Raw genomic sequence first — 26528 nt, 5'->3', positions numbered from 1 at the left:
GGCTTTCGAATCGGCCTTGATGGCCTCTTGGTCAATTTTACCCTTTTTGGCCTTTTATCACTAATTGCCCTCTTGGGCCGCTCATGCCGCCCTTTTCTTATATGGGGCCGGATAAACCGCGCCGCGTCACCATGTCGCGATTGATTGCAGTGAGCCAAGACATCGTCTTGAGCGTGTCGGGTTTGCGCACCATGGCAGAGAATACCGGTGCCCCCAAGTCAACGCCGCGGGCCTGTTCTGACGCAAAGGCTTCCGTCGGTTGGTCGCTGTGCCATTCGGAGGGGGGCAGCACAAAGCCGAAGCCGCCATGGGCCAGTCCCCCTACATCCTCAGCGCACCTGAAAACTCACCTGCCCCGGCCGCCCCGGCAGGTTCAAGGTCGCCGTGGCCGGCGGCGTCGTCGCCACGACCTCCCCGGCGCGCAGCACCATCAGGCGCGTGGCGCGCAGGCGTAGCGCTTCGACCGGGTCGCGGGCCTGCAGCAGTACCATGTCGGCGCGCTTGCCCACTTCCAGCCCGGTCTCGTCCAGGCCCAGGATCTTCGCCGGCGTGGCCGTGACGGCCTGGAAACAGGCGCGCATGGCGTCCTGGCCGGTCATCTGCGCCACGTGCAGGCCCATGTGCGCCACTTCCAGCATGTCGCCCGAACCCAGGCTGTACCACGGGTCCATCACGCAGTCGTGGCCGAAGGCCACCGGCACGCCGGCGGCCAGCAGCTCGGGCACGCGGGTCATGCCGCGGCGCTTCGGGTAGGTGTCGTGACGGCCCTGCAGCGTGATGTTGATGAGCGGGTTGGCGATGGCCGACACGCCGGCCTCGCGCATCAGCGGGATCAGCTTGGACACGTAGTAGTTGTCCATCGAGTGCATCGAGGTCAGGTGCGAGCCCGTGACGCGGCCCTGCAGGCCCAGGCGCTGCGTGTGATAGGCCAGCGTCTCGATGTGGCGCGACAGCGGGTCGTCGCTTTCGTCGCAGTGCATGTCCACGCGCAGGCCGCGCTCGGCCGCCAGTTCGCACAGGATGCGCACCGATTCGGCGCCGTCCTGCATGGTGCGCTCGAAGTGCGGAATGCCGCCGACCACGTCCACGCCCATGTCCAGCGCGCGCCTCAGGTTGTCGAGCGCGCCCGGCGCGCGCAGCACGCCGTCTTGCGGGAAGGCGACCAGTTGCAGGTCCAGGTACGGCTTGACCTGCTCGCGCACGTGCAGCAGCGCTTCCACCGCCAGCAGGCGCGGATCGCACACGTCGACGTGCGAGCGGATCGCCAGCAGGCCGCGCGCCACCGCCCAGTCGCAATAGGCCAGCGCGCGCTCGACCAGCGCTTCCTGCGTCAGCAGCGGCTTGAGTTCACCCCACAGCGCGATGCCTTCGAGCAGCGTGCCCGATTGGTTCACGCGCGGCAGGCCGAACGACAGGGTCGAGTCCATGTGGAAGTGGGCGTCGACGAACGGCGAGGTCACCAGTTGGCCGGCGGCGTCGATGGTCTGCGCGGCCTCGGCCTTCAGCGCCGGTTCGAGCGCCACGATGCGGCCCTGGGCCACGCCGATGTCGATGTGCTGGCGGCCGTCCGGCAGCGTGCAGTTCTTGAGGATCAGATCGAGCATAGTCAAACCTTGTGGATCACCGTTCGCCCTTGCGGTAGGGCTTCATCAGGGCCTGCGGGTAGGCGGCGCGGCGCGCCATCACCACCAGGGCCAGGATGGACAGAATATAGGGCAGCATCAGGTAGACCTGATAGGGCAGCTCGGGCAGCCCCGGCAGCGCCGCCCCGCCCTGCTGCAGCCGCAGTTGCAGCGCGTCGAAGAAGGCGAAGATCAACGCGCCCAGCAGCGCCTTGCCAGGCCGCCACGAGGCGAACACCACCAGCGCCACGCAGACCCAGCCGCGGCCGTTGACCATGTTGAAGAAGAAGGCGTTGAAGGCCGCCAGCGTGAGGAAGCTGCCGGCCACGCCCATCAGCGCCGAGCCGGCGACGATGGCGCCCATCCGCAGTTTCGTTACCGACAGGCCCTGGCCCTCGGCGGCGGCGGGGTTCTCGCCCACCATGCGGATCGCCAGGCCCACCGGGGTGCGGTTCAGCACCCAGGCCAGGATCGGCACCGCGGCCAGCGCCAGCAGCGTCATCGGCGTCTGCCCGGCCAGCACCGGGCCGATCAGCGGAATGCCGTCCAGGAATTTCATTTCGGCGAACGGCGTGATGGTGGGCGGCGTGTTCACGCTGGGGAAGGTGACGCGGTAGGCGAAGTAGCTCAGGCTGGTGGCCAGCAGCGTCACGCCCAGGCCCGAGACGTGCTGCGACAGGCCCAGCGGCACCGTCAGCACCGCGTGCAGCAGGCCGAACACGGCACCCGCCAGCGCGGCGGCCAGCACGCCCACGTACAGCGGCGCGCCCAGGTACACCACCAGCCAGCCGGTGAAGGCGCCGGCGGCCATGATGCCTTCGATGCCCAGGTTCAATACGCCGGCGCGCTCGCACAGCAGCACGCCCAGCGTGCCCAGGATCAGCGGCGTCGCCAGCCGCAACACCGCGACCCAAAAGGCCGCGGAACTCAACAGATCCATCCATTCCATGGCGTGCTCCTCAAGCCCGGTTGCGGCGCAGGCGGTACTGCGCGAACAGCGTCGCGACCAGCATGGCGAGCAACGACGTGGCGACGATGACGTCGGCGATGTAGTTCGGCACCGCGATGGCGCGGCTCATGCTGTCCGCGCCCACCAGCATGCCGGCCACGAAGATGCTGGCCAGGATCACGCCCAGCGGGTGCAGGCCGGCCAGCATGGCCACCACCACGCCGGTGTAGCCGTAGCCCGGCGACATGTCGAGCGTGACGTAGCCGGTGCGGCCGGCCACCTCGATGGCGCCGGCCAGTCCGGCCAGCGCGCCCGACAGCATGGCCGTGCCCAGCATCACGCGGTTGACCGGCAGGCCCAGGAAGCGCGAGGCGTGCGCGTTGGCGCCGACCGCGCGCATCTGGAAGCCGAACACGGTGTAGCGGTTCAGCAGCCACAGGCCCAGCGCCAGGCCGGCGGCCCACAGCAGGCCGGTGTGGGCGCGGGTGCGCTCGATCAGCTTGCCCAGCTCCAGGTCGGGGTTGAGCGCCACCGATTGCGGCCAGCCCATCGCCATCGGGTCTTTCATGGGGCCGTCCAGCATCATCGAGACGAACAGCAGCACGATGAAGTTGCCCAGCAGCGTGGTCACCACCTCGTCCACGCCCAGGCGCGTCTTGAGCAGCGCCGGGATCAGCAGCAGCAAGGCGCCGGCCAGCGCCGCCGCCAGCATCATGCCGCCGAACAGCGCCGGCAGGGGCAGGTCGAAGCCGGTGCCGTCGTGCAGGCCGCCCACCGCCACCGCGGCCAGCGCGCCCAGGTATAGCTGGCCTTCGGCGCCGATGTTGTAGAAGCGCGCGCGAAACGCCACGGCGCAGGCCAGGCCGGTCAGCATCAGCGGCGTGGCGCGCGTCAGGGTCTCGGACAGCGCGAATTTGGAGCCGAACGCGCCTTCGAACAGCAGCGCGTAGGTGCGGCCCACCGGCGCGCCGGCCCAGGCCACCAGCAGCGTGCACACCGCCAGCGTAAAGAGGATGGCCGCGATCGGGGCCAGGGCCAGCGCGGTGCGGCTGGGCTCGGGGCGGCGTTCCAGGATCAGTTTCATTCGAGAAATGCTCAGTAGAGGGGGCTTGGCGTCAGGCGCGCGTGCCCGTCATGGCCAGGCCGACGCTGGCGGGCGTCCATTGCGCGACGGGCTTGTCGGCGACCAGCTTGCCGCCGCACAGCACCGCGATGCGGTCGGCCAGCGCGAAGATCTCTTCCAGGTCTTCCGACACCAGCAGGATGCCGGCGCCGCGCCGGCGCGCGGCCAGCAGCTGTTCGCGCACGTAGGCCACCGCGCCGATGTCCAGGCCCCAGGTGGGCTGGTCGGCGACGATGAAGCGCGGTTCGCGCGCCAGGGTGCGGCCCAGGATCAGCTTCTGCATGTTGCCGCCCGACAGGCTGCGGGTGCGCACATCCAGCGAGGCGGCGCGCACGTCGAACTGCTTGGCCAGCGCCGCCGCATAGGCGCGGCCGGCCTTGGCGCGGATCAGCCCGAAGCGCGAGAAGCGCGGGTCCTTCAGGTCTTCGACGATGGCGTTTTCCCACAGCGGGCTGTCGCCGATCATGCCTTCGCCGTGGCGGTCCTCGGGAATGCGGCCCACGTGCGCGGCGGTCCAGCCGGCCGGCGTGGTGGGCGCGGCGGCGTGTTCGGGGCCCAGGCGGATGGTGCCGTCGGCCGGCTGGCGCAGGCCGGTCAACACCGACACCAGCGCCTGCTGGCCGTTGCCGGCGACGCCGGCGATGGCCACGATCTCATGCTTGTGCACCACCAGGTCCAGGCTGTCCAGGCGCGGCGCGCCGCCGCGCGGGTCGCGCACGGTGACCTGCGACAGCGTCACTACCGGCGCGGCCTGGCCGGCCGCCGCCATGGCTTCGGCGTGCGGCATGGCGACCTTGCGGCCCACCATCAGCTCGGCCAGCTCGGCCGGCGTGGTGGCGGCGGTCTCGCGCTCGGCCACCAGCTTGCCCTGGCGCAGCACCGCGACGCGGCGCGACACGGCCATGACCTCGTCCAGCTTGTGCGAAATGAAGATGACGGCCAGGCCCTCGTCGACGAAGCCGCGCAGCGTGGCGAACAGGTCCTGCACTTCCTGCGGCGTGAGGACGGCGGTGGGCTCGTCCAGGATCAGCACCTTGGCGCCGCGGTACAGCGCCTTGAGGATCTCGACGCGCTGCTTCTCGCCCACCGACAGGCTGCCCACGCGCGCGTCCGGATCCACGCCCAGGCCGAAGCGCTGGCCCAGTTCCACCAGGCGGCGGCGCGCCTGGCCGCGGCCCGAGGCCAGCTTCCACAGCGATTCGGTGCCGACCATGATGTTGTCCAGCACGGTCAGGTTGTCGGCCAGCGTGAAGTGCTGGTGCACCATGCCGACCCCCGCCGCCAGCGCGGCGTCGGGGCGGCCCGGGGGCAGCGGCTGGCCGAAGACTTCGATGCTGCCGGCGTCGGCCACGTAGTGGCCGAACAGGATCGACACCAGGGTCGACTTGCCGGCGCCGTTCTCGCCCAGCAGGGCCAGCACTTCGCCTTGCGCCAGCGTCAGCGAGACATCGTCATTGGCCGTCAGGCTGCCGAAGCGTTTGGTGATCCCTGCCAGCCGCAGGGCGAGAGGCGCTTGGTTCATCGTGCCGACGACTTGGGTTCTTTGTCGTTGACCTGCACGCTGAAGCTGCCGTCCAGGATGGCCTTCTGCTTGGCCTGCACCTTGGCGATCAGGTCGGCCGGGATCTTGTTTTCGAAGGTGCCCAGCGGCGCCAGCGACGAACCCTTGTATTTCATCAGCGAGTACTGGCCGAAGTCGGCGGCCTTGAACGTGCCGGCCTTGACTTGCTTGAGCGCCTCGTCGATGGTCGGCTCCATGCTCCACAGCGCCGAGGCCACCACGGTCTCGGGGTACTGCGGCTGGGTGTCGATGACGTTGCCGATGGCCAGCTTGCCGCGTTCCTTGGCGGCGTCCGACACGCCGAAGCGCTCGGCGTACAGCACGTCCGCGCCCTTGTCGATCATGGCGAAGGCGGCTTCCTTGGCCTTCGGGGGATCGAACCACGAGCCGATGAAGGTCACGGTGAACTCGGCCTTGGGGTTGATTTCCTTGGCGCCTTCGATGAAGGCCTGCATCAGGCGGTTCACTTCGGGGATGGGGTAGCCGCCCACCAGGCCGATCTTGCCGCTCTTGCTCATGCCGCCGGCGATCATGCCGGTCAGGTAGGCCGGTTCCTGGATGTAGTTGTCGAACACCGAGAAGTTGGGCTGCTGCGGCTTGCCCGAGGAACCCATCAGGAAGGCGGTCTGCGGGTAGTCCTTGGCCACCTTGCGGGCCGCGGCTTCGACCGCGAAGGCCTCGCCCACCACCAGCTTGTTGCCCTGCTCGGCGTACTGGCGCATGACGCGCTCGTAGTCGGCGTTGGTGACGTTCTCCGAAAAGGTGTATTCGATTTCACCCCGGTCGCGCGCGGCGGTCAGCGCCTTGTGGATGCGCGACACCCATTGCTGTTCCACCGGCACCGTGTAGATGGCGGCAACCTTGGTCTTGGCGGGCGCCTGGGCCTGGGCGCCGGCCGACAGCAGCAGCGCGCCGGCGGTGGCGGCGGCCAGCTTCAGCAGGCTGCGGCGGGCGATACCGCCGGCGGCCGGGAGGGAAAAGGATTTCATGCGGGAGTCTCCTTCGCGAGGATGGAACGGAAGTGGGGGAGATGGCGGCGATGTCCGGGCGTCGCGGCGCGGCACGCGTGGGCGGGCGGGGTCGAGGGCGTGGGATCGGTCATCGGATGGGGGGCGCGCCGGGCGGCGCGTCCCATCCGAATGGGCGGGTTCGCGGCCAGTCCTGGCGAAGCAAGTTGTATGCCATGCGGCATTCCCGCGGCAAGTCGGGGGAATCCGGATGGCCGGGCGGGATTATAGGCACCCCGGCGGGGAAACGTGGCACCGGCATGGTGCGCACCGTTGCGGTGCGTGGACACTTTGCGGGTGGAACAGCCCGTTGCGGCTGAAATGGGCCCGAAAGGCCCTGGAGGTCTATCGCCAGGCGGCCATCGGCGCGGCCGCGGGCCTAAAATTCCCCGCATAGCGCCGCGCCCGTGCGCGGCAAGCCGGAATCCATCATGCAAGACATTCAATTGCTGCTCGAGCAGTACGGCGGCTGGCTGGTCTTCGCCAACGTGCTGGTCGAGCAGGCGGGTCTGCCCGTGCCCGCCTATCCCATGCTGATCGCCGCCGGCGCCCTGGCCGGCGCGGCCGGCTGGCTGGTGCCGTGGCTGGCGGCCACCTGCGCCTGCCTGCTGGCGGACTCGCTCTGGTACGCGGCCGGCCAGCGCTACGGCTCGCGCCTGCTGGGCGTGATCTGCAGGATGTCGCTGTCGCAGGACTCCTGCATCCGCCAGACCCAGCGCCTGTATCTGCGCATCGGCGTGCGCGCCCTGCTGGTCTGCAAGTTCCTGCCCGGCGCCGGCGCCCTGTCCACCGTGATGGCCGGCCTGACCGGCACGCCGTACCGCCGTTTCCTGGCCTATGACCTGGTGGGCGCCATGATCTGGGCGGGATCGGCGCTGCTGCTGGGCGGCTTGTTCCAGGGCGTGGTCAACGACGTGCTGGACGTGCTTGGCACCTACGGCCCCATGGGGCTGGCCCTGCTGGCGGCGGTGCTGGCGCTGTACATCAGCGCGCGCGGTCTGCGGCGCTGGATCCTCAAGCGCAATCTGCGCGTGATTCCGCGGCTGTCGGTGGACGAGCTGATGCAGTGGCGCCAGGATGGCCGCCAGGCGCTGGTGTTCGACGTGCGGCCCGAGGCGGCGCGCGAGGCAGACCGCATCCCCGGCGCCATCGCCGTCGACCTGCGCGCGCCGCTGCCGGCGCTGGAAGCGGGCAGCGAAGAGGCCGACATCGTGGTCTATTGCGCCTGCCCCAACGAAGTCTCGGCCGCGATGCTGGCCGCGCGGCTGCGCGCCGCCGGCTACCCCAAGACCTGGGCGCTGCGCGGCGGCTACGAAGCCTGGGCGCGCCACGCGTACCCGGCCTGACATCGTGCCCGGGGGCGTGACGGCGGCCACCGGTCGCGCGCCGCGCGGGCGATCGGCCCGCGATCGTTCCCCTCTACCTCCACCCACCTGGATGCGGGCCTTTGGCGGACCGCGCCGGCGTCTGTCCGGGCCATGGGCGCCCGCGCGGTTTCGGTCCGCGCCCGGCGCCGCCACGGGCGCATAATGGCGCCATCGGCCCGCGCCTTTGACGGGCCAGGGAGACAGGCATGAAGTTGTTGTTCTTGGGCGCCGGCGGAACCGGCGGCTATTTTGGCGGCCGCGCCGCCCAGGCGGGCGCCGACGTGACCTTCCTGGTGCGCGAGGCCCGCGCCGCGCGCCTGCGCGAACAGGGGCTGCGCATCGAAAGCCCGTTCGGCGACGCCACGCTGCAGCCGCAATTGGCCACCGCCGACACGCTGACGGGCTTCTACGACGTGGTGGTGCTCAGCTGCAAGGCCTATGACCTGCAAAGCGCCATCGACGCCATCCGCCCCGCCGTGGGCCCCGACACCGCGGTGCTGCCGATCATGAACGGCGTGCTGCAATACGACGTGCTGGACCGCGAATTCGGGCCGCACCGGGTATTGGGCGGGCTGTGCCAGATCAACGCCACGCTCGGCCCCGAAGGCCAGGTGATCCACCTGGGCAAGCACGCCAGCATCGTCTTCGGCGAACGCGCCGGGCCTGCCCATAGCGCGCGCTGCGAGGCGCTGGCCGAGGCCCTGGCCGGCGGCGAATACGTCAGCCGCCTGAGCGAGGACATCCATCAGGACATCTGGGAAAAATACGTGTTCCTGACGACGCTGGCCGCCGCCACCTGCCTGATGCGCGGCACGGTCGGCCAGATCGCCGCCACCGACGACGGCGCCGACATTGTGCGCGGCCTGTTGCGCGAATCGCAGGCGGTTGCCGCCGCCAGCGGCCACGCGGTGCGGCCCGAGGCCGACGCCAACGCGCTCAAGATCCTGACCGATCCGTCCCAGGCCATGACCGCCTCGATGTTCCGCGACCTGCGCCAGGGTCTGCCGGTCGAGGCCGACCACATCGTCGGCGACATGGTGCGGCGCGCGCGCACGCTGGGGGTGGATTCCACCACGCTGCGCACGGCCTACACGCATTTGCAGGTCTACCAGGCGCAGCGCGCCGCTGCCTGAGGGCGTGCCTGGGCCCATTGGTGCACGGATTGCAAAAAACTCTTCCGCGCCCGTGGGTTCCGGGATCCGATCCGGCCGAATAGTATGGGTTTGCCTGTGCCCCGGACCACGCAGCGCCGCCTGTCGCGGCCATCGTCCGGGGCCCACCTACCAGGAGCAACACCATGAAAATCGCATTGATCGGAATCACGGGCCGCGTCGGCTCGCGCGTGGCGGACGAGCTGCTCAAGCGCGGCCACCAGGTCACGGGCATCGCCCGCAACCCGGGCGACGTCAACGCCCTGCCCGGCCTGACCGTCCAGCAGGGCGACGCCACCGACCCGCAGGCGCTGACGCCGCTGCTCAAGGGCCATGACGCCGTGGTCAGCGCCTCGCGCTTCGTGTCGGTCGACGCCAAGCCGCTGCTGGCCGCCGTGAAAAATGCCGGCGTGCCGCGCCTGCTGGTGGTCGGCGGCGCCGGCAGCCTGGAAGTGGCGCCCGGCAAGATGCTGATCGACACGCCGGAATTTCCCGACGCCTACAAGCCCGAGGCGCGCGCCGGTGTGGTGTTCCTGGACACGCTGCGCCAGGAAAACGTGCTGAACTGGACCTTCCTGTCGCCGGCGGCGCTGTTCGAGCCGGGCGAGCGCACCGGCACATTCCGCCTTGGCGATGACAGCCTGCTGGTCGATGCCGGCGGCAAGAGCTGGATATCGATGGAAGACTACGCCATCGCCCTGGCCGACGAGATCGAGACGCCCAAGCACTCGCGCCGCCGTTTCACCGTGGGCTACTGATTCCGTCCGCCCCGCCCTGGATCGCCCGACGCGGCTCCTTGGACCCAAGGGGCCGCGCCATTTTTCCGGCGAAAGCCGCAATGGCGGCAGGGTCGAATTGGCTGGTTTTGTTTGTAAACTGGCAAACCGCCAGCCGGCGTCACGATCCTCGAGTAGTCAGTATGAGCATGAAGTTCAAATCGTTGGCCCTTTGCCTGCTGCTGGCCGCCAGCTGTGTGGCGCCGGTACAGGCCGCCGCGCCGCAGTCCAACAAGGACATCGTGCTGGCGTTTTTCCGCATGATGTTCCAGGACCGCGAGATCGACGAGGCGGTGCGCCTGTATGTCGGCAAGAACTACATCCAGCACAACCCCTACATGCGCGACGGCGTCGAGCCGATGGTGGATTTCTTCCCGCATTACTTCGAGCAGCATCCGCAGGCCACGGTCGACATCAAGCGCGTCATCGCCGAGGGCGACCTGGTGATGATCCACAACCTGTGGCGCGAATCCCCCGAAGACCGCGGGCAGGCCGTGGTCGACATCTTCCGGGTCGAGAACGGCAAGATCGTCGAGCACTGGGACGTCAGCCAGGAAATCCCCGATAACCCCGCCAACAAGAACACCATGTTCTGAACAGGCTGCTCATGTCCGCCATCGAACCCGTCGACCTGCCGCGCGCCTACCTGCTGCTGAACCACGGCCCCACCGTGCTGGTCACCAGCGCCCACGGCGCCGAGCGCAACGTCATGGCCGCCGCCTGGGCCATGCCGCTGGATTTCAGCCCGCCCAAGATGCTGGTGGTGGTGGACAAGAACACCCATACGCGCACGCTGATCGAAGCCTCCGGCGAATTCGCGCTGTGCATTCCGTCGCGCGCGCAGGCGCAGGCCACCCTGCAGGTCGGCTCGCATTCGGGGCGCGACGAAGACAAGTTCAAGGCCAGCGGCCTGGCCACCTTCGCCGCCAGCAAGATCGGCGCGCCGCTGGTCGAAGGCTGCCTGGGCTGGCTCGAATGCAAGGTGGTGCCCGAACCGCACAACCAGCAGGCCTACGACCTGTTCATCGGCGAGGTGGTGGCCGCCTGGGCCGCGCCCGACGTGTTCTCCGGCAACCGCTGGCACTTCAATGACGACGCGCGCCGCTCGGTGCATTACGTCGCGGGCGGTTCGTTCTTCGCCACCGGCGAAGCGTTCTCGGTTGCCGATCCGGAGTAAGCCCATGCGCCGCGTCTACCTTGCCGGCTTCGATGTGTTCCTGCCCGACGCGGTGGCGCACGGCGAGCGGCTCAAGGCGCTGGCGGCCGCGCATGGCTTCGAGGGGCTCTACCCGCTCGACAACACGCCGCCGGCCGGTCTGTCCGGCGCCGCGCTGGCGCAATGGATCTACCAGGCCAACGCGGCGATGATCCAGCGCGCCGACCTGGTGATGGCCAACCTCAACCCGTTCCGTGGCGCCGAACCCGATTCGGGCACGGCCTTCGAGGTCGGCTACGCCATCGCGTTGGGCAAGCCGGTGTGGGGCTATACGTCGCAGGCCGGCAGCGTGCGTGAGCAGGTCGCCGTGGGCGTGGCCGCCGACGATGCGGCGCGCGCGGTGGACGCGCAGGGCTGCACGGTGGAGGACTTCGGCTTGAACCTGAACCTGATGCTGGCGTGCAGCGCCCGCATCGTGGTGGGCGACGCGGCCGACTGCCTGGCGCGCATGGCGCTCGGTTAGCGCGCCAGCGGCGGGCCGTCGGCGCCCGCCGTCATCCCCGGCTTCAGGCTGCGCTGGCGCGACTCGGCTGGCGGGTCGTGGCGCGCTTGGCCCGGGCCTTGACGCTGGCGGTCGGCGTGCCCAGGTATCCCATCACTGCGTCCACCACCGCCCGTTCCAGTTGCCGCGGATCGAACCCGGCCGGCGGCTCCAGCGCCACCGCGTGCACCAGCGACTCCATGATGCGCAACACCACGTAGGTCGCCAGCTCGCGGTCCTGCTGCGCGATTTCTTCGCGGTGCAGTTCCAGCAGGTGGCGCATGCGGCGGTGGATGTCCTGGTCGGCGCGGCTGTGGTCGCGCGGCTGGTCAAAGAGCGGGAATTCGCGTTCCAGCACGCGGTGCAGCGCCGGCTCCAGCAGGTGCGCATGCAGCGACGCGGCGACGATGGCCGCGACCCGTTCGCGCAGCGTGGCCGCGGGGTTGCCGTCCAGCACCTGGTCGATCAGCGCCAGCATCTGCTGGTCGTGGCGCTCGTGCAGCGCCGCGATCAGCGCGTTCTTGTTGGGGAAGTACTGGTACAGCGAACCGACGCTGACGCCGGCGGTCTCGGCGATCCGGTTGGTGTTGGTGCCGGCGTAGCCGTGCTCGGCCAGAACGCGAGCTGTCGCCTGCAAAATGGTGTCCACGGTCTGTTGCGAACGTTGCTGGCGTGGCGATTTACGGGGCTGCGGGATGGATGTCATGGAGTTCGGGGAAAGCGAGTTTCAAACCTGAGCACCGGCTCATAAAATTTCGATACGCAACTGGAATCGCGTCGAGCACCGGCCGATTATGCCATCGTCGATTGCGACGAGCGGGCCACACTGCGCCGTTTCTCCCCTTTCAAGGAATCCTCATGTCGACTTCATCGACGGCCACGGCGCTGCCCGCGGCCGGCGGGACCGCGCGTCCCGTTTTCATGCAGATATTGCCCCTGGCGCTGGCGGTCTTCGTCGGCTTTTTCATGGTCGGCCTGCCCATGCCGGTGCTGCCGCTGTACGTCGACGGCGTGCTGGCGCAGGGGGCGCTGGTGGTCGGCATCGTGGCCGGCCTGCAGTTCGCGGCGGCGCTGCTGTCGCGCGCCTGGTCCGGTTCGCTGGCCGATCGGCGCGGTGCCAGGCGCGCGGTGGTCACTGGCTTCCTGCTGGGGTCGGTGGCGGGTCTGCTGTACCTGCTGGCCAACGCGCAGGCAGCGCAACCGCGCGCGGCGCTGGCCGCGTTGATGGCCGGCCGCGCCCTCATGGGCTGCGCCGAAAGCCTGATCGTCACCGGCGCGCTGAGCTGGGGCGTGGGCCGCGTCGGGCCGCAGAACGCGGGCCGCGTGATGGCCTGGATCGGCGTGGCGATCTACGCCGCGTTCGGGTTGGGCGCGCCCGCCGGCATGCGCTTGTACGGCGCGGCCGGTTTTGAAGGCATCGCCTGGGCCACGGTGTTCATCCCGATGCTGGCGTTGGCGCTGGTGTTGCCGCAGCGCGGGGTGCCAGCGGCCGGCGGCGCGCGTACGCCGTTCTACCGCGTGCTGGGCATGGTGATGCTGCCGGGCCTGGGCCTGGCGCTGACCAGCGTCGGCTTTGGCGTCATTACCGCTTTCATCAGCCTGCTGTTCGCGCAGCGCGGCTGGGACGGCGCGGCGTGGATGTTCAGCCTGTTCGGCGTGGGCTTCATCGTGGCGCGGCTGTTCTTCGCCGGGTTGCCCGACAAGCTGGGTGGCGCGCGCGTGGCGCTGGTGTGCGTGCTGATCGAGGCGGCCGGCCAGTGGCTGATCTGGATGGGCCCGACGCCGGCGTGGGCGTTTGCCGGCGCGCTGTTGAGCGGCGCGGGTTATTCGCTGGCGTTCCCGGCGTTCGGCGTGGAAGCGGTGCGCCGGGTGCCGCCGGCCAGCCGTGGCGCGGCCATGGGGGCGTATGTGGCGTTCCTGGACGTGGCGCTGGGCATTGCCAGCCCCGTTGCCGGCTGGCTGGCCGGCGTGCAGGGCTACGGCGCAGTGTATGCGTTGGGGGGGGCGTGCGCGCTGGGCGCGGTGCTGGTGGCGATGGCGCTGCGCGGCCGGGCGGCCGCCGCGTAAGGCGGCGGCATTGCGCTGACCCGGCGGTGGCCCGGACCGGGCTGCCGCCTGGGGCTGGCGTATCGATTGACGATCAAGGCGCCCGCTGACGTGGGCGCCCTTTTACGTTCAGACCGTGGCGGCCATTTCCAGCACTTCGTCATCGACCGGCTGGGCCTGGCCGTCGCGCAGTTGCCGCAGGTGGTCGGCCAGTTCGGCGATGGTCAGGGCGACCAGGCCGTGCTGGGCGGCATAGCGCTCGAGCGCGGCGCCGCGCATCATGGTGCCGTCGGCGTTCATCAGTTCGCACAGCACGCCGGCCGGGCGCAGGCCGGCCAGCGTGGCCAGGTCGACCGAGCCTTCGGTGTGGCCGCGGCGGGCCAGCACGCCGCCGGGCTGGGCCCGCAGCGGGAAGACGTGGCCGGGGCTGACGATGTCGTCGGCCTGGGCGGTGGGCGAGATGGCGGCGCGGATGGTGGTGACGCGGTCCACGGCCGACACGCCGGTGCTGACGCCTTCGCGCGCTTCGATCGAGACGGTGAAGGCGGTGGCGAAGCGGCTCTGGTTGCGCTGGACCATGGGGGCGAGGTCAAGGCGGTCGAGGGTTTCGCCGGGCAGGCACAGGCAGACGATGCCGCTGCCGTCGCGGATCAGCTGGGCCATGACGGGTACTGTCAGCTTGTCGGCGGCGACGATTAGGTCGGCTTCGTTTTCACGATCGAAGTCATCCATGAGGATGACGGGACGGCCCAGGCGCAGGTGATGCAGGGCGCGTTGCAGGCGCACGGCGAAGGGCTGGGCGGCCAGGCTGGGGATGGGGGACTGCGGGGTAAGGGTAACGTTGGACATTGAAACGCTCTCGCGAAAAAGTGGGCGAAAAACGTTTCAGGGCTAATCGACAGCCGAACGCAAACCGAATGCCCGCGCGTGTGGGGCGCGGACAGGGGGCGTGTGACGGCACATCTTCTCTCATCCGGACTGTGACCGTCGGCTCTGGCATTTCACCAGATCTGCTGACCCCGGTGTCCTCCGTGAAGGACGCCGGGCGCTCGCGGGCTCGCCAAATTGCTTGGCATACCGCCGGTGGGGAATTTCGCCCCGCCCTGAAGACGTACTGCTTGTTTGTCGTGTTAACGACATCGGGGATTTTACGCTGGTCTTGGGGGTGGAGCTGAATATGCTTATTGCGCGTGGGGTTTTGGGGTTGGGTTCTTAAGACGCCGGGGGTGGCGGGGCTTGGAGGGAGCGGGGCTACGATTGCGGTCCGGAGCGTTCGCTCCGGACTGCCCCTGCCTCAACCTCGTCCGCCTTCGGCTCCCTTCGGTTTCCGTTGGGCGCATCTACACGCCCCGCTCCCCCCAAGCCCCGCCACCCCCGGCTCGGTCGGTTGTCACTTCACGGGCGTGGGGGCGGGTGGCTTGCTTGGCGTTTTGGCCAAGAGCCGGGCTGGGTCGGAGGGGGTTGCGGGGTCGCCAAAGGCGGCCGCGCGGGCGGCCTTCTTTGGCATTTGGGTGTGTTGCGTCGGGGCGGTGCCGGGTTGGCTGCCGGGCCGGCGTGGCGGCGCAGCGGCTGGCGTTAGGGATGGGCGTCGCGTGGTCTTGGTGATGGGTGGGCCGTAGATTCGGGCGGGGCGGGTATCGCCTCGGCCGCGGGCCGCATGGCGGTGGCGCGAGCGTGGTTGGGGCGGGCTGGATACCGGGTGTTGGGCGAGCGCAGCCGTTGTGGCTGTGCTGTTGGCGCCCGCGCCGCTTGCTTACTTCGTGGTTTCCGTTTCCGCTTCGGCCTTTTTCTTTTTCTTCTTCTTTTCGGGCAGCGCCAGCATGGTGCCGCGGCACGGCGGGGTGCCGCAGAGGCACTTGTAGCCTTCCTTCAGGGCCTTGGTGATGCGGCCGTCCAGGACCAGGCCGTAGTCGTAGGAGAGTTCCGTGCCGCGCGGGATGTCCTGCAGCGCGACGATGTAGACGCGCTTGCCGTGCTTGCCTTCCTGGGCTTCGCAGTTGGGCTCGCAGGAGTGGTTGATCCAGCGGGCGTCGTTGCCCTGGTCGCCGCCGTCGATGACGCGGCCGGAGCTGAGGGCGAAGAAGAAGGTGTGGAAGGGATCGTCGGGGTTGGTGGGGTGGCGGCGGTCGGCTTCCTTGGCGCTGATGCGGGCGCCGCCGTACTCGATGATGCGGGTGCCCGCGGGGATCTTGCGGGCGGCGAAGACGCCGTTGCCGTGCAGCTTGGAGCGGCGCACGACGTACCAGGGCTTGATGGGGGTGTCTTCGGAGGTCATTGAGTGGCGGCAGTGTGGCGGTGAGACGAAACAGAATTATATCGGCGCGCTCATGACACGATGACAGGCGTATAGTGGGCGCCGCCCCGTTATTTTGTTTACCCGCACCATGATTGTCCGTCCGCGGCCTTCCGCGCTGGCTTTGTTCTTTGTCTTGCGCGGTTCGATCATTCCCCGCATCTTCAGCCGCATCCTGGTCATTACGCTGCTGTCGTGCGTGGTGGTGTGGATGTACCACCGCCAATGGTTCTCGCCCACGCACCTGTCGGCGGTGCCGTTTTCGCTGTTCGGGCTGGCGCTGTCGGTGTTCATGGGGTTTCGCAACAACGTCTGCTACGACCGCTGGTGGGAAGCGCGCAAGCAATGGGGCGACCTGATCGTGCAGGCGCGCAGCCTGGCGCGCGAGAGCGCGGTGCTGTTGGCGGCCAGCACCGCCAATCCGGTGCAGGAAAGGCTGGTGCGGCGCTGCATCGGCTTCGGTTATGCGCTGGCGGCGCGGCTGCGCGACCAGGACGTGCTGGAAGCGGTGCGGCCCTGGGTGCAGCCGGACGAGCTGGACACGCTGGCCGGCAACCGCAATGTGCCCGACGCGCTGCTGCTGGCGATCAACCGCGACCTGGCGGCCTGCCTGCGGCGCGGGGAGCTGACCGACATTCTCTATCAGGCGCTGACCCAGCGCGTGGCGCAGTGCGCGGCGATCCAGGCCGCCTGTGAGCGCATCAAGTACACGCCGACGCCGTTCGCCTATTCGCTGCTGCTGCACCGCACGGCCTGGCTGTTCTGCCTGCTGCTGCCGTTCGGGCTGGTGGGCACGCTGGAATACCTGATGCCGGTGGCGGTCACCATCATCGCCTATACCTTCTTCGGGCTGGATGCGCTGGGTGACGAGCTGGAAGATCCGTTCGGCCTGGAGGAAAACGACCTGCCGCTGTCGGCGCTGGCGCGGGTGATCGAGATCGACCTGCTGGACGGGCTGGGCGTGCGGCCGCTGCCCGAGCCGGCGCAGCCGGTGGACTGCGTGCTGCGCTGACATCGCCGCGGCGCCGTGCATGCCGCGGCGGTGCGCCATGCGTGTGCGCGGGGACGAAGGACGCGTTGCCCTGCCCGTTCACGGCGCGTCCGCGCCGCCCTCGCCGCCCGTCCGCGCGTGCTCAACTGGCCGGCCCGTTCAGCGGCAGCATGGTTTCCTTCAGGCGGCGCAATACGAAGCAGGATTTGCTGTGGCGGATGCCGGGGATGCGGTACAGCTGCTCGCGCAGCAGCCGCTCGTAGTCGCGGGTGTCGCGCACGGCGATGCGGATGTAGTAGTCGTAGTCGCCCGACACCAGGAAGGCTTCCAGCACTTCCGGGATCTGCGCCAGCGCCCGGCCGAATTCATACAGCGTTTCCTCGCTGTGGCTTTCCAGAGTCACGTGGACGATGACCGTGTCCATGAAGCCCAGGCTGGCCGGGTCGATGTCGACCGTGTAGCCGCGGATCACGCCGGCCGCCTCCATGCGCTTGATGCGGTTCCAACAGGGCGTGGACGACAGGCCGACCGCCGCGCCGATGTCGTTGAGGCTGGCGCGGGCGTTCTCTTGCAGGACGCGCAAAATCGCCAAATCAAACTTGTCCAGGTTCATTTTCTTTGATTCCTCCGATCCAAAGATAAATTTACTGCGTTTGCCGGCAATTCGTGGAAAAGAAGATAAATATTCTCCCGGATTCCCAATAAGATGGATAGCATGAACGATCGCCTGCACCCCTCCGTCGCCGCCGCGCTTGCCGCCCCTGAAACTCCCCCCGCGAATGGGGCCAGGATTCTGCTGGAAACGCTGATTGCGCACGGCGTGGACACCGTGTTCGGCTATCCCGGCGGCGCCGTGCTGCCGCTGTACGACGCGCTCTACGCCGAGCCGCGCCTGCGCCACGTGCTGGTGCGCCACGAACAGGCCGCCGTGCACGCCGCCGAGGGCTATGCCCGCACCACCGGCCGCACCGGCGTGGTGTTCGTGACTTCCGGCCCCGGCATGGCCAACACCACCTCGGGCCTGCTGGACGCCATGTGCGATTCGATCCCGGTGCTGTGCATCAGCGGCCAGGTGGCCACCAGCGCCATCGGCACCGACGCCTTCCAGGAATGCGATGCCATCGGCATCTCTCGTTCGGTGACCAAGTGGAATACCCAGGTGCGTTCGGTGGAAGATGTCGCCAACGTCACCGCCCGCGCTTTCGAACTGACGCGCCAGGGCCGTCCCGGCCCGGTGCTGCTGGATTTCCCCAAGGACGTGCAACTGGCCGTGCCGCGCGACGCCGATGACGGCGAGCCTTATGCGCCCTCGCAACAGCGCCTGGCGGCGCTGCGCGCTCGGCGCCAGTCGGGCAAGCTGGCGCCCAAGCTGCCGCAGTCGGCCGTGCGCCGCGCCGCCGCGCTGATCGCCCAGGCCAAGCGCCCCATCTTTTACGGCGGCGGCGGGCTGGTGAACGCCGGTCCCGAGGCCTGCGCCGCCTTCACCGAATTGGTGCGCGCCACGGGCGCGCCCTGCACTCTGACCCTGATGGGCCTGGGGGCGTTCCCGGCTTCCGATCCGCAGTTCGTCGGCATGCTCGGCATGCACGGCACGGTCGAGGCCAACCTGGCCATGCACAACGCCGACCTGGTGGTGTGTATCGGCGCCCGCTTCGACGACCGCATCACCGGCAAGCTGTCCGAGTTCTGCCCGCATGCGCGCAAGATCCACATCGACATCGACCCCGCTTCCATCAACAAGGTGGTGCGGGTGGACGTGGCCCTGGTGGGCGACTGCCTGCCGCTGGTGCGCGCCCTGCAGGCCGAACTGGGCGGGCCGCTCGATGCGGCACGGCTGGCTCCGTGGTGGGCGCGGGTGCAGGCCTGGCGCGCGCAGGACTGCCTGGGCTATACCCCGGCGGCCGACGCCATCCTGCCGCAGCACCTGATGTCGCGCCTGAACGCGGCGCTGGCCGGGCGCGACGCCATCGTCTCGACCGACGTCGGCCAGCACCAGATGTGGGCCGCGCAATACCTGCGCTTCGACCAGCCGTACCGCTGGCTCACCTCCGGCGGCGCCGGCACCATGGGCTACGGCGTGCCGGCCGCCATCGGCGCGCAGGTCGCGCATCCGGACAAGACCGTGGTGTGCGTCAGCGGCGACGCCTCGGTGCTGATGAACATCCAGGAACTGTCCACCGCCATGCAGCACCAGACGCCCGTCAAGGTCGTGCTGTGCAACAACGGCTATATGGGCATGGTGCGCCAGTGGCAGGAACTGATCCACGGCGGCCGCTACAGCCACAGCTACAACGCTTCGCTGCCCGACTTCGTGGCGCTGGCGCGGGCCTTCGGCTGGGGCGCGGCGCGGGTCGAGGACCCGGCGCAACTGGACGCGGCGCTGGCCGAGTGCCTGGCGCACGACGGTCCCTACTTCCTCGACGTGGCGGTGACGGCGCAGGAGAACTGCTTCCCCATGATGCCGGCCGGCCATGGCCATCACAAGATGATGCTGGCCGAAGGCGTCTGGTACCAGGACGAGACGACCTGAGTCGGCGGTGATTGCCGGGCAGGCGGACATCCCTGCCGGGACCGCCGGAATGATGAAGGGGCCCTTTGCGGGCCCCTTCGTTTTTACGGCGCTGGCAGCGCGTCCTCAGAACTGGATCGACAGGCCGCCGTCCACCACCAGCACGTGGCCGTTCACGTACGAGGCCGCCTTCGACGCCAGGAACACCGCCGCGCCGGCGATCTCTTCCGGCTCGCCCCAGCGCCCGGTCGGGTTGCGCGCCGCGATGCGCGGGCCGACCCCCGGGTCGGCCACCATCTGCGCATTGGTCTCGGTGGCAAAGGTGCCCGGCGCGATCGCGTTGCTGGTGATGCCGCGCCCGCCGAACTCCGCCGCCAGCGCCCGCACCATGCCGGTCAGGCCCTGCTTGGCGGCCGGATAGACCGCGTCGCCGGCGCGCGCCAGCTCGCCCACCACCGAGGTGATGGCAATCAGGCGGCCGCCGCCCTGGCGCGCCATGCGCTCGGCGGCGTGCTTGGCCAGCAGGATGCCGGCCACCAGGTCGGTGTCGATCAGTTCGCGGATCTCGGCGGCGCTGGTGTCGGCCAGCGTCTTGCGGTTGCGCGCGCCGACGTTGTTCACCAGGATGTCCAGGCGGCCATGTTCGGCGTCGATGCGCGCGAACGCCCGCGCCATGGCCGCATCGTCGCTGACGTCGAAGGCCAGCGCGTGCGCGTCCAGGCCGTCGCCGCGCAGCGCGGCGGCGGTGCTTGCCGCGGCCTGCTCATTGCGGCCGTTGATCAGCACGCGCGCGCCGCAGCCGGCCAGCGCGCGGGCGATGCAGAAGCCCAGCCCGCGGGCCGAGCCGGTCACCAGCGCGACCTGGCCGCTCAGGTCGAAGTTGCGCAGATAGGGCAAGGAAGTCGTCATGGTCGCGGCTCGGTTCATTCGCGGAATTCGGGCGCCCAGTGCAGCAGCCGCCGTTCCAGCCAGGTGATGCAGTACACCAGCGCGATGCCGACGATGGACAGCAGCGTGACCGCGGCGAACATGTCGGTGGCGTTCAGTGTAGCCAGCGCGGTGATCATCAGGTAGCCCATGCCGGTGGTGGAGCCGACGAACTCGGCCAGCACCACGCCGATCAGCGCGAAGCTGATGGCGTTGGGCAGCGCGGCGAAGGTCCAGGCGGCGGCGGTCGGGATGCGCACGCGCCACAGGATCTGGCGCGGCGACCCGCCCAGCGTGCGGCAGAAGTCCACCAGCTCGCGCTCGACGCTGCGTCCGCCCTTGTAGGTGTTGAAGAACACCAGGAAGAACACCACGAACCACGATGTCACCACCTTGGACGCCAGCCCCAGGCCGAAGAACATGGTGATGAGCGGCACGAAGGCGATGCGCGGCATCGAGTTGAAGGCCACGATGAACGGGTTGAACACGTCCGCCAGGAAACGGCTGCGGCTGAGCGTCATGCCGACGATGAAGCCGCTGCCCACGCCCACCACCAGCCCGACCAGCGTGGCCTGCAGCGTCAGCCACAGGTGCGGCCAGACCGAGCGTGGCCCGGGCTGCAGCCATTCCCACAGCCGCAGCGCCACGCGCGACGGCTGGCTGATGAAGAACGGATCGAACAGCGTGTTCTGGGTAAACCACGGGATGCGCGTCAGCGTTTCCCAGGAGCCCAGGATGATGGCCAGGATCAGCACCTGCCAGAAGGTGATGCGCAGGCGCCGCAAGGTGCTGGCGCGGCGGTCCAGCCGCAGTTGGTCCTGCAGGGTATCGGTCAATTCGGGGGCGGTCATGGCGGAATCAGGCGGCGGCGCGGAACTGCTGGCCCAGCACGCTCCAGAGGCTTTGCACGTGGGTGACGAACTGCGGCGTCTCGCGCAGGGTGAAGACGTCGCGCGGATGCGGGATGGCGATGCGCTCGTCCAGCAGCACGCGGCTGGGCGGGCCGGACAGCACCACCACGCGGTCGGACAGCAGGATGGCCTCGTCCAGGTCGTGCGTGACCAGCACCACGGTCTGGCCCAGCTTGCGCCAGATCTCCATCAACTCGCGGTGCAGGTGGGTCTTGGTGTGCGTATCGAGCGCGCCGAACGGCTCGTCCAGCAGCAGGATGCGCGGCTCCACCGCCAGGCTCATCAGCAGCGCCACGCGCCGCCGCATGCCGCCCGACAACTGATGCGGAAAGGCGTCGGCGAAGGCCGTCAGGTGGCCCAGCTCCAGCAGCTCGGCCACCCGGCTGGCGATGCGCGCGGCCGGCACGCCCTGGAACTTCAGGCCCAGCGCCACGTTCTTCCTCACGCTGAACCACGGCAGCAGCGTGTCCTTCTGGAAAATGTAGCCCAGCGCCGGCGGCACCTGGCCATCGACCACCCGGCCGTCGACCATGATGCGGCCGGTGGTGGGCGGCAGGAAGCCGGCGATCATGTTCAGCAGCGTGCTCTTGCCGCAGCCCGAGGGGCCGACGATCGACACGAACTCGCCCGCCGCGATCTCCAGGCTGACCTCGCCCACCGCGTGGGTAGTGCCCTGGCGCGTCTGGTAGGCCTTGCCCACCCGGTCCAGCGTGATCATCACAGGCCTCGCGCTTTGCGCACGAAGCTCATGTCGACGCACTTGGCGTACGGCACGGTCTTGATCTCGTCGTTCGAGAACTGGCGGCCGTCGCCCATGATCGCGGTCATGCGGTTGTAGGCGTCCTCGGTGATGAGGTTGTCCTTCAGAAATACCGTGTCCTTGTACACGCCCAGCGTCTTCTCGATGGCGGCGCGCGGGAAGGCGTTCAGATAATCGTCGTAGATCACGTCGGTGATCTCGGCGGCGCTATGGGCCGTGATGAAGTCCTGCGCCTTCACCAGGCCGGTGACGAAGGCCTGCACGGTCTCGGGCCGCTTCTGGATGGTGTCCTGCAGCGTCAGCGCGGCGATGCCCGGCACGTCGCCGCCCATGAATTCGTTCCACGAGGCTTCCGTGGTGGCGTCGAAGATCGGCACGCCCCAGCCTTCCTGCCGGGCCTGTTCCATCATCGACATGGTGGCCATGCTGGCGGCCACCGAGCCGGTCTTGAGCGCGCCCAGCATGGTGGCCAGGTCGCCCAGGGGGCGGATGTCGACCTTGTCGGCCACGCCCGCCTTCTGCATCAGGTACAGCGCCATCAGCCAGGTGCTGGACTGCGGCTGGGTCGCGCCCACGCGCTTGCCGGCCAGGTCCTTGAGCGACTTGATCTTGCCGCTGTCGAAGTCCTCGCGCCGCACGATCACGTTGGCGTAGGTCAGCTTGCGGTCGAAGCCGAACACCAGCGTGGCCGCCTTGCCGGCCAGCGTCAGGGCCGGCGCGGCGGTGGCGGCGGTGGCGCCGAAGGCGATCTGGCCGGCCGCCAGCAGTTGGTTGGTGCGCGGGCCGCTCTGCGAATTCAGGTACTCGACCTCCAGGCCCCCTTCGCCGAAATAGCCCTTCTTGAGCGCCACGTAGCCGGCCGCGAAGAACGGGTCGATACTGCCCTGCCCGTAGACCACGCGGCCCAGCTTGGGCTGGGCGAAGGCGACGCGCCCGCCGATCAGGGTGACGCCGGCCAGCGCCCCGGTTGCGGCCAGCACGCGGCGGCGGGTGGTGAAGTGGGGGCTCGTGCTCATGTCTTCCTCGGTCTCGAACGTGTGTGGTTGTTTGGCGTCAACAATACCGCAGCGGCGCCTGCCGTCCAACAATGGAAAACGCCCGGTTGCCCGGGCGTTCTCGTCGTGCCACGCAAGTGTAGACCGCGGCGGCTTACGCCGCGGTTTTCTTGGGCGCGGCCTTCTTCACGGCCTTCTTGGCGGCGGTCTTGGTCGCCGTCTTGGTGGCCGTTTTCGTGGCGGTCTTGGTGGCGGTCTTCTTCACCGCGGCCTTCTTGGCCGGCGCCTTCTTCGCCGCCGTCTTGGTGGCGGCGCCGGCGGTCTTGGCCGGGGCGCGGCCGCGGCCAGGCTTTTCCGGACGCGGTTCGAACTCGAAGCCGATCTTGCCGTCGGGCTGGCGCACCAGGAAGGCCTTGAACTTGCGGTTGGTGCGGCTGGACACGAAGCCGTCGAGCAGGTCGGTGCGGCCGTCGGTCAGCAGCTTTTCCATCTGCTCGCGCGAGATTTCCTGCTGCAGGATGACCTTGCCCGAGCGGAAGTCGCAGCTCTTTTCAGGGCCCACCGACTTCTCGCAGACGTAGCTCATGCCGTGCTCGAACACGCGCGACTGGCACTTGGGGCAGTTGCCCACCGGCGTGTGGCCGGAGAAGTCCACCGCCTCGTTGTCGTCCTCGTCGTTCTGGCCGAAGTCGAATTCCAGCTTGTACTCGCCGCTGATGCGCAGGATGGCGGCGAACGGCCGGCCCATCTTGCTGATGAAGCCCTGCAGCGGACCGATCTCGCGCTTGGCCAGCAGTTCCTCGACTTCCGGCAGCTCGAAGGTGCGCCCGCCCGGATGCTTGCCGATCGAGAAGTCGCAGTTGGTGCAGGCGTAGCGGCGGTAGTTTTCCTTGACCACGCCGCCGCACTTGGGGCACGGCGTCTGCAGCGTGGCGTAGTCGCCGGGCACCGTGTCGCGCTCGTATTCCTTGGCGCGCTTGACGATCACCTGCGTCATCTGGGCGATCTCGCGCATGAAGGCCTGGCGGTCCAACGCGCCCTGCTCGATCTGCTTGAGCTTGTGTTCCCATTCGCCGGTCAGCTCGGGCGAGGTCAGTTCCGACACGTCCAGGCCCGACAGCAGCGTCATCAACTGGCGCGCCTTGGCGGTCGGCACCAGGTCGCGGCCCTCGCGGCGCAGGTAGACCTCGTTGAGCAGACCTTCGATGATGGCCGCGCGGGTGGCCGGCGTGCCCAGGCCGCGTTCGGACATGGCCTCGCGCAGTTCCTCGTCGTCCACCAGCTTGCCGGCGCCTTCCATGGCCGACAGCAGCGTGCCTTCGTTAAAGCGCGCCGGCGGCTTGGTGGTCAGGCCCACGGCTTCGACGTCCTCGGTGCGCACGGTCTCGCCGTCGCCCACCGGCACCAGGTTGGCGTCCTCGCCCTGGGCTTCCTTGCCGTACACGGCCAGCCAGCCCGGATTGACCAGCACCTTGCCGTCGGTGCGGAAGCGATGGCCCTGCACCTCGGTCATGCGAGTGGTGACGCGGTATTCGGCGGCCGGGAAGAACACCGCCAGGAAGCGCTTGAGCACCAGGTCGTACAGCTTGGCCTCGGCCTCGCTCAGGTCGTGCGGGATCTGCAGCGTCGGGATGATGGCAAAGTGATCCGACACCTTCTTGTTGTCGAAGATGCGGCGGTTTGGCTTGACCCAGTGCTGGCTGACCACGGTCTGGGCATGGCGCGACAGACCGCCGACGGCATTGGAGCCGCCCGTGGCCAGCGCGCGCATGGTTTCCTGCACCGTGCCGATGTAGTCCTCGGGCAGATAGCGCGAATCGGTACGCGGGTAGGTCAGCGCCTTGTGGCGTTCGTACAGGGTCTGGGCCAGCGCCAGGGTGGTCTTGGCCGAGAAGCCGAAGCGGCCGTTGGCCTCGCGTTGCAGCGAGGTCAGGTCGTACAGGGCCGGCGACATCTGGGTCGACGGCTTGGATTCCTCGGTGACGCTGCCTGGCTGGTCGCGGCAGGCGGCCACCACGCTCTGGGCGGCGGCCTGCGACCACAGGCGCGACTCGCGCTTCTCGGGGTCGCGCTCGTCCTTCTTGAAGTCCGGATCGATCCAGCGGCCTTCGTACAGGCCGGCGGCGGCTACGAAAGTGGCGCGCACTTCCCAGTAGTCGCGCGGCACGAAGCGGCGGATGCGTTCCTCGCGCTCGGCCACGATGGCCAGCGTGGGGGTCTGCACCCGGCCCACCGGCGTCTTGAAGAAGCCGCCGTCCTTGCTGTTGAAGGCGGTCATGGCGCGCGTGCCGTTGATGCCCACCAGCCAGTCGGCTTCGGCGCGCGAGCGGGCGGCGGCCTCCAGCGGCTTGAGCTGGCTGTCGTCGCGCAGGTTGGCGAAGGCCTCGCGGATGGCGGCCTGCGTCATGGACTGCAGCCACAGGCGCTGGATCGGCTTCTTCACGCCCGCATACTGAATGATGTAGCGGAAGATCAGTTCGCCCTCGCGCCCCGCGTCACAGGCGTTGATGATGGCATCGACATCCTTGCGCTTGGCCAGGCGCACCAGCAACTTGAGGCGTTCGGCCGATTTCTTGTCGGTTGGCCCCAGCTCGAATTCAGGCGGAATTACGGGCAGGTGCGTGAAGCTCCACTTCCCCTTGACCGGATCGTTGGGCGCGACCAAGCTAAGCAAATGCCCGATGCTGGACGCCAGGACGTAACGTTCGCTTTCAAAATAGTCGCCCTCGCGCGCGAAGCCTCCCAAGGCGCGTGATATATCAAGGGCCACCGAGGGCTTCTCGGCAATAATCAGCGTTTTATTCATGTGTATCCAGTGGCGGCAGACCCGCCGTAGTAGCGCGGATAATAAGATCGGAGTTTCGCGATATGCAAGTCGGCATTGAACGGCAAGTGGGATCGGAACTTCACGCATGGCGCCAATTCCTGGCGCGCAGCACCCTCTGGCTGGGGGTCCTGCTGCTCGGCAGCGCCGCCATTTGCTGGGTTGCCGCGAACTGGCAGGACATGACCAAAGTGCAGCGTTTCGCCGGGGCGCAGGGGCTGTTGGCCCTGTGTGCGCTGGCCGCGGCATGGACCGGGTTGCGCCTGCGCGGCACCCCGGGCGTGCGCCGCAGCATCCCCGGCGCGCTGCTGGCCCTGGCCGGCATCCTGCTGGGCGCGTTGCTCGCGTTATTGGGTCAAACTTACCAGACTGGCGCCGATACCTGGGAATTGTTCGCCTGGTGGGCGCTTCTGCTGCTGCCCTGGGCCCTGGCCGCGGCCAGCCAGGCGGTGTGGCTGCTGTGGGCGCTGGTGACCAATGTGGCCCTGGTCCTGTGGCTGGGCGAGCGGGCCTTCACCTGGTGGCTGATTCTGGGCGGTCCCCAGGTTGCCAGCCTGATCGTGGCGGGCTGGAACCTGGCGCTGCTGCTGGCTTGGGAACTGGCCGCGCACCGCTGGCGCGCCAGCACCTTGGTCGGGCCGCGGGTCCTGGCGGCGCTGGTGATCAGCGCGCTGGTGACGGCACTGGTGTTCGGCCCGATGGTGACGGTGCTGGTGATCGGCAACGGCATGTCGCGCGGCCTGGGCGCCGTCAACGGCCTGGCCTGGATCGCGGTGACGCTGGGCCTGGGTTTCTATTACCAGCGCGGCCGCCGCGACCTGGTCATCCTGGCCATGCTGGTGGCTGGCGTCATCTGCGTGTCGCTGCGCATCGTCGGCGAATGGCTGCTGCGCCTGGAGCCCGGCGTCTGGGCGGCCCTGCCCCTGGCGGCGCTGCTGATGGCCGAAGGCGTGTGGGCCGCGCGCTGGCTGCGCGGGCTGGCCCAGCCGCCGCGGGCCGCCGCCGCTGCCGCGCCCGCC

25 protein-coding genes and 1 riboswitch are annotated in these 26528 nt (G+C 68.9%); of the genes, 10 read left to right on the top strand and 15 right to left on the bottom strand.

The features are described from left to right. Positions 1–97 precede the first annotated feature (97 nt). From AC6LKG_RS19660 to AC6LKG_RS19635, 6 genes are read right to left on the bottom strand one after another with little or no spacing between them, the layout of a single operon-like run. Positions 98–316, bottom strand: a complete 219-nt coding sequence (locus tag AC6LKG_RS19660) for a type VI immunity family protein (protein WP_498167149.1) — start codon at positions 314–316, stop codon at positions 98–100. Positions 317–329: 13 nt separating this feature from the next. After that, positions 330–1604 carry an amidohydrolase family protein gene (locus tag AC6LKG_RS19655; protein ID WP_498167140.1) on the bottom strand — a complete coding sequence of 425 codons (1275 nt, stop codon included), beginning with the start codon at positions 1602–1604 and terminating at the stop codon, positions 330–332. A gap of 16 nt (positions 1605–1620) precedes the next feature. Continuing rightward, entirely contained in the window at positions 1621–2571 is a 951-nt protein-coding gene (locus AC6LKG_RS19650) for an ABC transporter permease (RefSeq protein ID WP_054418758.1), read from the bottom strand. Positions 2572–2581: 10 nt separating this feature from the next. Beyond that, complete coding sequence (locus AC6LKG_RS19645; protein WP_020925735.1) at positions 2582–3655, bottom strand: ABC transporter permease; 1074 nt, start codon at positions 3653–3655, stop codon at positions 2582–2584. 31 nt (positions 3656–3686) lie between these two features. After that, the gene (locus AC6LKG_RS19640) at positions 3687–5216 is read right to left on the bottom strand and encodes an ABC transporter ATP-binding protein (RefSeq protein ID WP_498167137.1); all 1530 of its coding nucleotides are present in this window, start codon (positions 5214–5216) and stop codon (positions 3687–3689) included. Next, complete coding sequence (locus AC6LKG_RS19635; RefSeq protein WP_498167135.1) at positions 5213–6244, bottom strand: BMP family protein; 1032 nt, start codon at positions 6242–6244, stop codon at positions 5213–5215. Before AC6LKG_RS19635 ends, AC6LKG_RS19640 begins: the two co-directional genes overlap by 4 nt. Before the next feature lie 449 nt (positions 6245–6693). Here AC6LKG_RS19635 and AC6LKG_RS19630 point away from each other — a divergent pair, with 449 nt between their 5' ends. From AC6LKG_RS19630 to AC6LKG_RS19605, 6 genes are all read left to right on the top strand, one after another. Beyond that, positions 6694–7608 carry a rhodanese-like domain-containing protein gene (locus tag AC6LKG_RS19630; RefSeq protein ID WP_498167132.1) on the top strand — a complete coding sequence of 305 codons (915 nt, stop codon included), beginning with the start codon at positions 6694–6696 and terminating at the stop codon, positions 7606–7608. Positions 7609–7835: 227 nt separating this feature from the next. Continuing rightward, a complete protein-coding gene (gene panE / locus AC6LKG_RS19625; RefSeq protein ID WP_498167129.1) occupies positions 7836–8762 on the top strand; it encodes a 2-dehydropantoate 2-reductase in 927 nt (308 codons plus the stop codon). Positions 8763–8926: 164 nt separating this feature from the next. Beyond that, entirely contained in the window at positions 8927–9538 is a 612-nt protein-coding gene (locus AC6LKG_RS19620) for an NAD(P)-dependent oxidoreductase (protein WP_498167126.1), read from the top strand. Positions 9539–9699: 161 nt separating this feature from the next. Further along, entirely contained in the window at positions 9700–10152 is a 453-nt protein-coding gene (locus AC6LKG_RS19615; RefSeq protein ID WP_498167123.1) for a nuclear transport factor 2 family protein, read from the top strand. 11 nt (positions 10153–10163) lie between these two features. Beyond that, the gene (locus AC6LKG_RS19610; RefSeq protein ID WP_063583036.1) at positions 10164–10733 is read left to right on the top strand and encodes a flavin reductase family protein; all 570 of its coding nucleotides are present in this window, start codon (positions 10164–10166) and stop codon (positions 10731–10733) included. A gap of 4 nt (positions 10734–10737) precedes the next feature. After that, positions 10738–11235, top strand: coding sequence for a nucleoside 2-deoxyribosyltransferase (locus AC6LKG_RS19605; RefSeq protein ID WP_498167121.1), 498 nt, complete (start codon positions 10738–10740; stop codon positions 11233–11235). Positions 11236–11278: 43 nt separating this feature from the next. On the opposite strand, the gene AC6LKG_RS19600 is transcribed toward AC6LKG_RS19605, so the two are convergent. Then, positions 11279–11959 (bottom strand): TetR/AcrR family transcriptional regulator, encoded by a 681-nt coding sequence (locus AC6LKG_RS19600; protein ID WP_498167118.1) that lies wholly within the window; start codon positions 11957–11959, stop codon positions 11279–11281. A 152-nt stretch (positions 11960–12111) separates the two neighbouring features. Between AC6LKG_RS19600 and AC6LKG_RS19595 the strand changes: the two genes are divergently transcribed. Then, positions 12112–13320, top strand: a complete 1209-nt coding sequence (locus AC6LKG_RS19595) for an MFS transporter (RefSeq protein WP_498167116.1) — start codon at positions 12112–12114, stop codon at positions 13318–13320. A gap of 108 nt (positions 13321–13428) precedes the next feature. Here the strand turns inward: AC6LKG_RS19595 and ribB are convergent, their stop codons facing one another. Both ribB and AC6LKG_RS19585 read right to left on the bottom strand, forming a co-directional pair. Then, positions 13429–14148 carry a 3,4-dihydroxy-2-butanone-4-phosphate synthase gene (gene ribB, locus AC6LKG_RS19590; RefSeq protein ID WP_498167113.1) on the bottom strand — a complete coding sequence of 240 codons (720 nt, stop codon included), beginning with the start codon at positions 14146–14148 and terminating at the stop codon, positions 13429–13431. 108 nt (positions 14149–14256) lie between these two features. Then, positions 14257–14414: riboswitch (FMN riboswitch) on the bottom strand. 638 nt (positions 14415–15052) lie between these two features. Next, on the bottom strand, positions 15053–15574 hold the full coding sequence (locus tag AC6LKG_RS19585) for an SET domain-containing protein (protein WP_498167111.1): 522 nt from the start codon (positions 15572–15574) through the stop codon (positions 15053–15055). Positions 15575–15683: 109 nt separating this feature from the next. On the opposite strand from AC6LKG_RS19585, the gene AC6LKG_RS19580 reads away from it, so the two are divergent. Next, positions 15684–16604 (top strand): bestrophin family protein, encoded by a 921-nt coding sequence (locus AC6LKG_RS19580; protein ID WP_498167109.1) that lies wholly within the window; start codon positions 15684–15686, stop codon positions 16602–16604. 121 nt (positions 16605–16725) lie between these two features. On the opposite strand, the gene AC6LKG_RS19575 is transcribed toward AC6LKG_RS19580, so the two are convergent. Beyond that, positions 16726–17196 (bottom strand): Lrp/AsnC family transcriptional regulator, encoded by a 471-nt coding sequence (locus tag AC6LKG_RS19575; protein WP_498167107.1) that lies wholly within the window; start codon positions 17194–17196, stop codon positions 16726–16728. Positions 17197–17289: 93 nt separating this feature from the next. Between AC6LKG_RS19575 and ilvB the strand changes: the two genes are divergently transcribed. Beyond that, positions 17290–19113 carry a biosynthetic-type acetolactate synthase large subunit gene (gene ilvB / locus AC6LKG_RS19570; protein WP_498167105.1) on the top strand — a complete coding sequence of 608 codons (1824 nt, stop codon included), beginning with the start codon at positions 17290–17292 and terminating at the stop codon, positions 19111–19113. A gap of 105 nt (positions 19114–19218) precedes the next feature. Here the strand turns inward: ilvB and AC6LKG_RS19565 are convergent, their stop codons facing one another. The 5 genes from AC6LKG_RS19565 to AC6LKG_RS19545 all read right to left on the bottom strand — a co-directional run bounded on the left by AC6LKG_RS19565 (position 19219) and on the right by AC6LKG_RS19545 (position 25491). After that, complete coding sequence (locus AC6LKG_RS19565) at positions 19219–20001, bottom strand: SDR family oxidoreductase (RefSeq protein ID WP_498167103.1); 783 nt, start codon at positions 19999–20001, stop codon at positions 19219–19221. A gap of 14 nt (positions 20002–20015) precedes the next feature. Further along, complete coding sequence (locus AC6LKG_RS19560; protein ID WP_498167100.1) at positions 20016–20870, bottom strand: ABC transporter permease; 855 nt, start codon at positions 20868–20870, stop codon at positions 20016–20018. A gap of 7 nt (positions 20871–20877) precedes the next feature. Next, positions 20878–21648 (bottom strand): ABC transporter ATP-binding protein, encoded by a 771-nt coding sequence (locus tag AC6LKG_RS19555; RefSeq protein WP_498167097.1) that lies wholly within the window; start codon positions 21646–21648, stop codon positions 20878–20880. After that, a complete protein-coding gene (locus tag AC6LKG_RS19550; RefSeq protein ID WP_498167094.1) occupies positions 21648–22706 on the bottom strand; it encodes an ABC transporter substrate-binding protein in 1059 nt (352 codons plus the stop codon). Before AC6LKG_RS19550 ends, AC6LKG_RS19555 begins: the two co-directional genes overlap by 1 nt. A 133-nt stretch (positions 22707–22839) precedes the next feature. Beyond that, positions 22840–25491, bottom strand: a complete 2652-nt coding sequence (locus AC6LKG_RS19545; protein WP_498167093.1) for a DNA topoisomerase III — start codon at positions 25489–25491, stop codon at positions 22840–22842. A gap of 62 nt (positions 25492–25553) precedes the next feature. On the opposite strand from AC6LKG_RS19545, the gene AC6LKG_RS19540 reads away from it, so the two are divergent. Next, positions 25554–26528: DUF2157 domain-containing protein (locus AC6LKG_RS19540; protein ID WP_498167090.1), on the top strand; the 975-nt coding region annotated here is incomplete at its 3' end.

This window comes from Achromobacter sp. 46006, assembly GCF_059761975.1.
Note: the sequence above shows the minus strand (reverse complement) of the source record. Positions and strands in the feature narration are given on the sequence as shown.

Excerpts from the sequence above, each read along its gene's own strand:
- AC6LKG_RS19610 (WP_063583036.1), top strand. The coding sequence starts at position 10,164 with ATGTCCGCCATCGAACCCGTCGACCTGCCGCGCGCCTACCTGCTGCTG.
- AC6LKG_RS19655 (WP_498167140.1), bottom strand. The coding sequence starts at position 1,604 with ATGCTCGATCTGATCCTCAAGAACTGCACGCTGCCGGACGGCCGCCAG.
- AC6LKG_RS19560 (WP_498167100.1), bottom strand. The coding sequence starts at position 20,870 with ATGACCGCCCCCGAATTGACCGATACCCTGCAGGACCAACTGCGGCTG.
- AC6LKG_RS19605 (WP_498167121.1), top strand. The coding sequence starts at position 10,738 with ATGCGCCGCGTCTACCTTGCCGGCTTCGATGTGTTCCTGCCCGACGCG.
- AC6LKG_RS19600 (WP_498167118.1), bottom strand. The coding sequence starts at position 11,959 with ATGACATCCATCCCGCAGCCCCGTAAATCGCCACGCCAGCAACGTTCG.
- AC6LKG_RS19635 (WP_498167135.1), bottom strand. The coding sequence starts at position 6,244 with ATGAAATCCTTTTCCCTCCCGGCCGCCGGCGGTATCGCCCGCCGCAGC.
- panE (WP_498167129.1), top strand. The coding sequence starts at position 7,836 with ATGAAGTTGTTGTTCTTGGGCGCCGGCGGAACCGGCGGCTATTTTGGC.
- AC6LKG_RS19565 (WP_498167103.1), bottom strand. The coding sequence starts at position 20,001 with ATGACGACTTCCTTGCCCTATCTGCGCAACTTCGACCTGAGCGGCCAG.
- AC6LKG_RS19580 (WP_498167109.1), top strand. The coding sequence starts at position 15,684 with ATGATTGTCCGTCCGCGGCCTTCCGCGCTGGCTTTGTTCTTTGTCTTG.
- AC6LKG_RS19595 (WP_498167116.1), top strand. The coding sequence starts at position 12,112 with ATGTCGACTTCATCGACGGCCACGGCGCTGCCCGCGGCCGGCGGGACC.
- ilvB (WP_498167105.1), top strand. The coding sequence starts at position 17,290 with ATGGATAGCATGAACGATCGCCTGCACCCCTCCGTCGCCGCCGCGCTT.
- AC6LKG_RS19550 (WP_498167094.1), bottom strand. The coding sequence starts at position 22,706 with ATGAGCACGAGCCCCCACTTCACCACCCGCCGCCGCGTGCTGGCCGCA.
- AC6LKG_RS19640 (WP_498167137.1), bottom strand. The coding sequence starts at position 5,216 with ATGAACCAAGCGCCTCTCGCCCTGCGGCTGGCAGGGATCACCAAACGC.
- AC6LKG_RS19615 (WP_498167123.1), top strand. The coding sequence starts at position 9,700 with ATGAGCATGAAGTTCAAATCGTTGGCCCTTTGCCTGCTGCTGGCCGCC.
- ribB (WP_498167113.1), bottom strand. The coding sequence starts at position 14,148 with ATGTCCAACGTTACCCTTACCCCGCAGTCCCCCATCCCCAGCCTGGCC.
- AC6LKG_RS19645 (WP_020925735.1), bottom strand. The coding sequence starts at position 3,655 with ATGAAACTGATCCTGGAACGCCGCCCCGAGCCCAGCCGCACCGCGCTG.
- AC6LKG_RS19555 (WP_498167097.1), bottom strand. The coding sequence starts at position 21,648 with ATGATCACGCTGGACCGGGTGGGCAAGGCCTACCAGACGCGCCAGGGC.
- AC6LKG_RS19650 (WP_054418758.1), bottom strand. The coding sequence starts at position 2,571 with ATGGAATGGATGGATCTGTTGAGTTCCGCGGCCTTTTGGGTCGCGGTG.
- AC6LKG_RS19575 (WP_498167107.1), bottom strand. The coding sequence starts at position 17,196 with ATGAACCTGGACAAGTTTGATTTGGCGATTTTGCGCGTCCTGCAAGAG.
- AC6LKG_RS19620 (WP_498167126.1), top strand. The coding sequence starts at position 8,927 with ATGAAAATCGCATTGATCGGAATCACGGGCCGCGTCGGCTCGCGCGTG.
- AC6LKG_RS19630 (WP_498167132.1), top strand. The coding sequence starts at position 6,694 with ATGCAAGACATTCAATTGCTGCTCGAGCAGTACGGCGGCTGGCTGGTC.
- AC6LKG_RS19545 (WP_498167093.1), bottom strand. The coding sequence starts at position 25,491 with ATGAATAAAACGCTGATTATTGCCGAGAAGCCCTCGGTGGCCCTTGAT.
- AC6LKG_RS19585 (WP_498167111.1), bottom strand. The coding sequence starts at position 15,574 with ATGACCTCCGAAGACACCCCCATCAAGCCCTGGTACGTCGTGCGCCGC.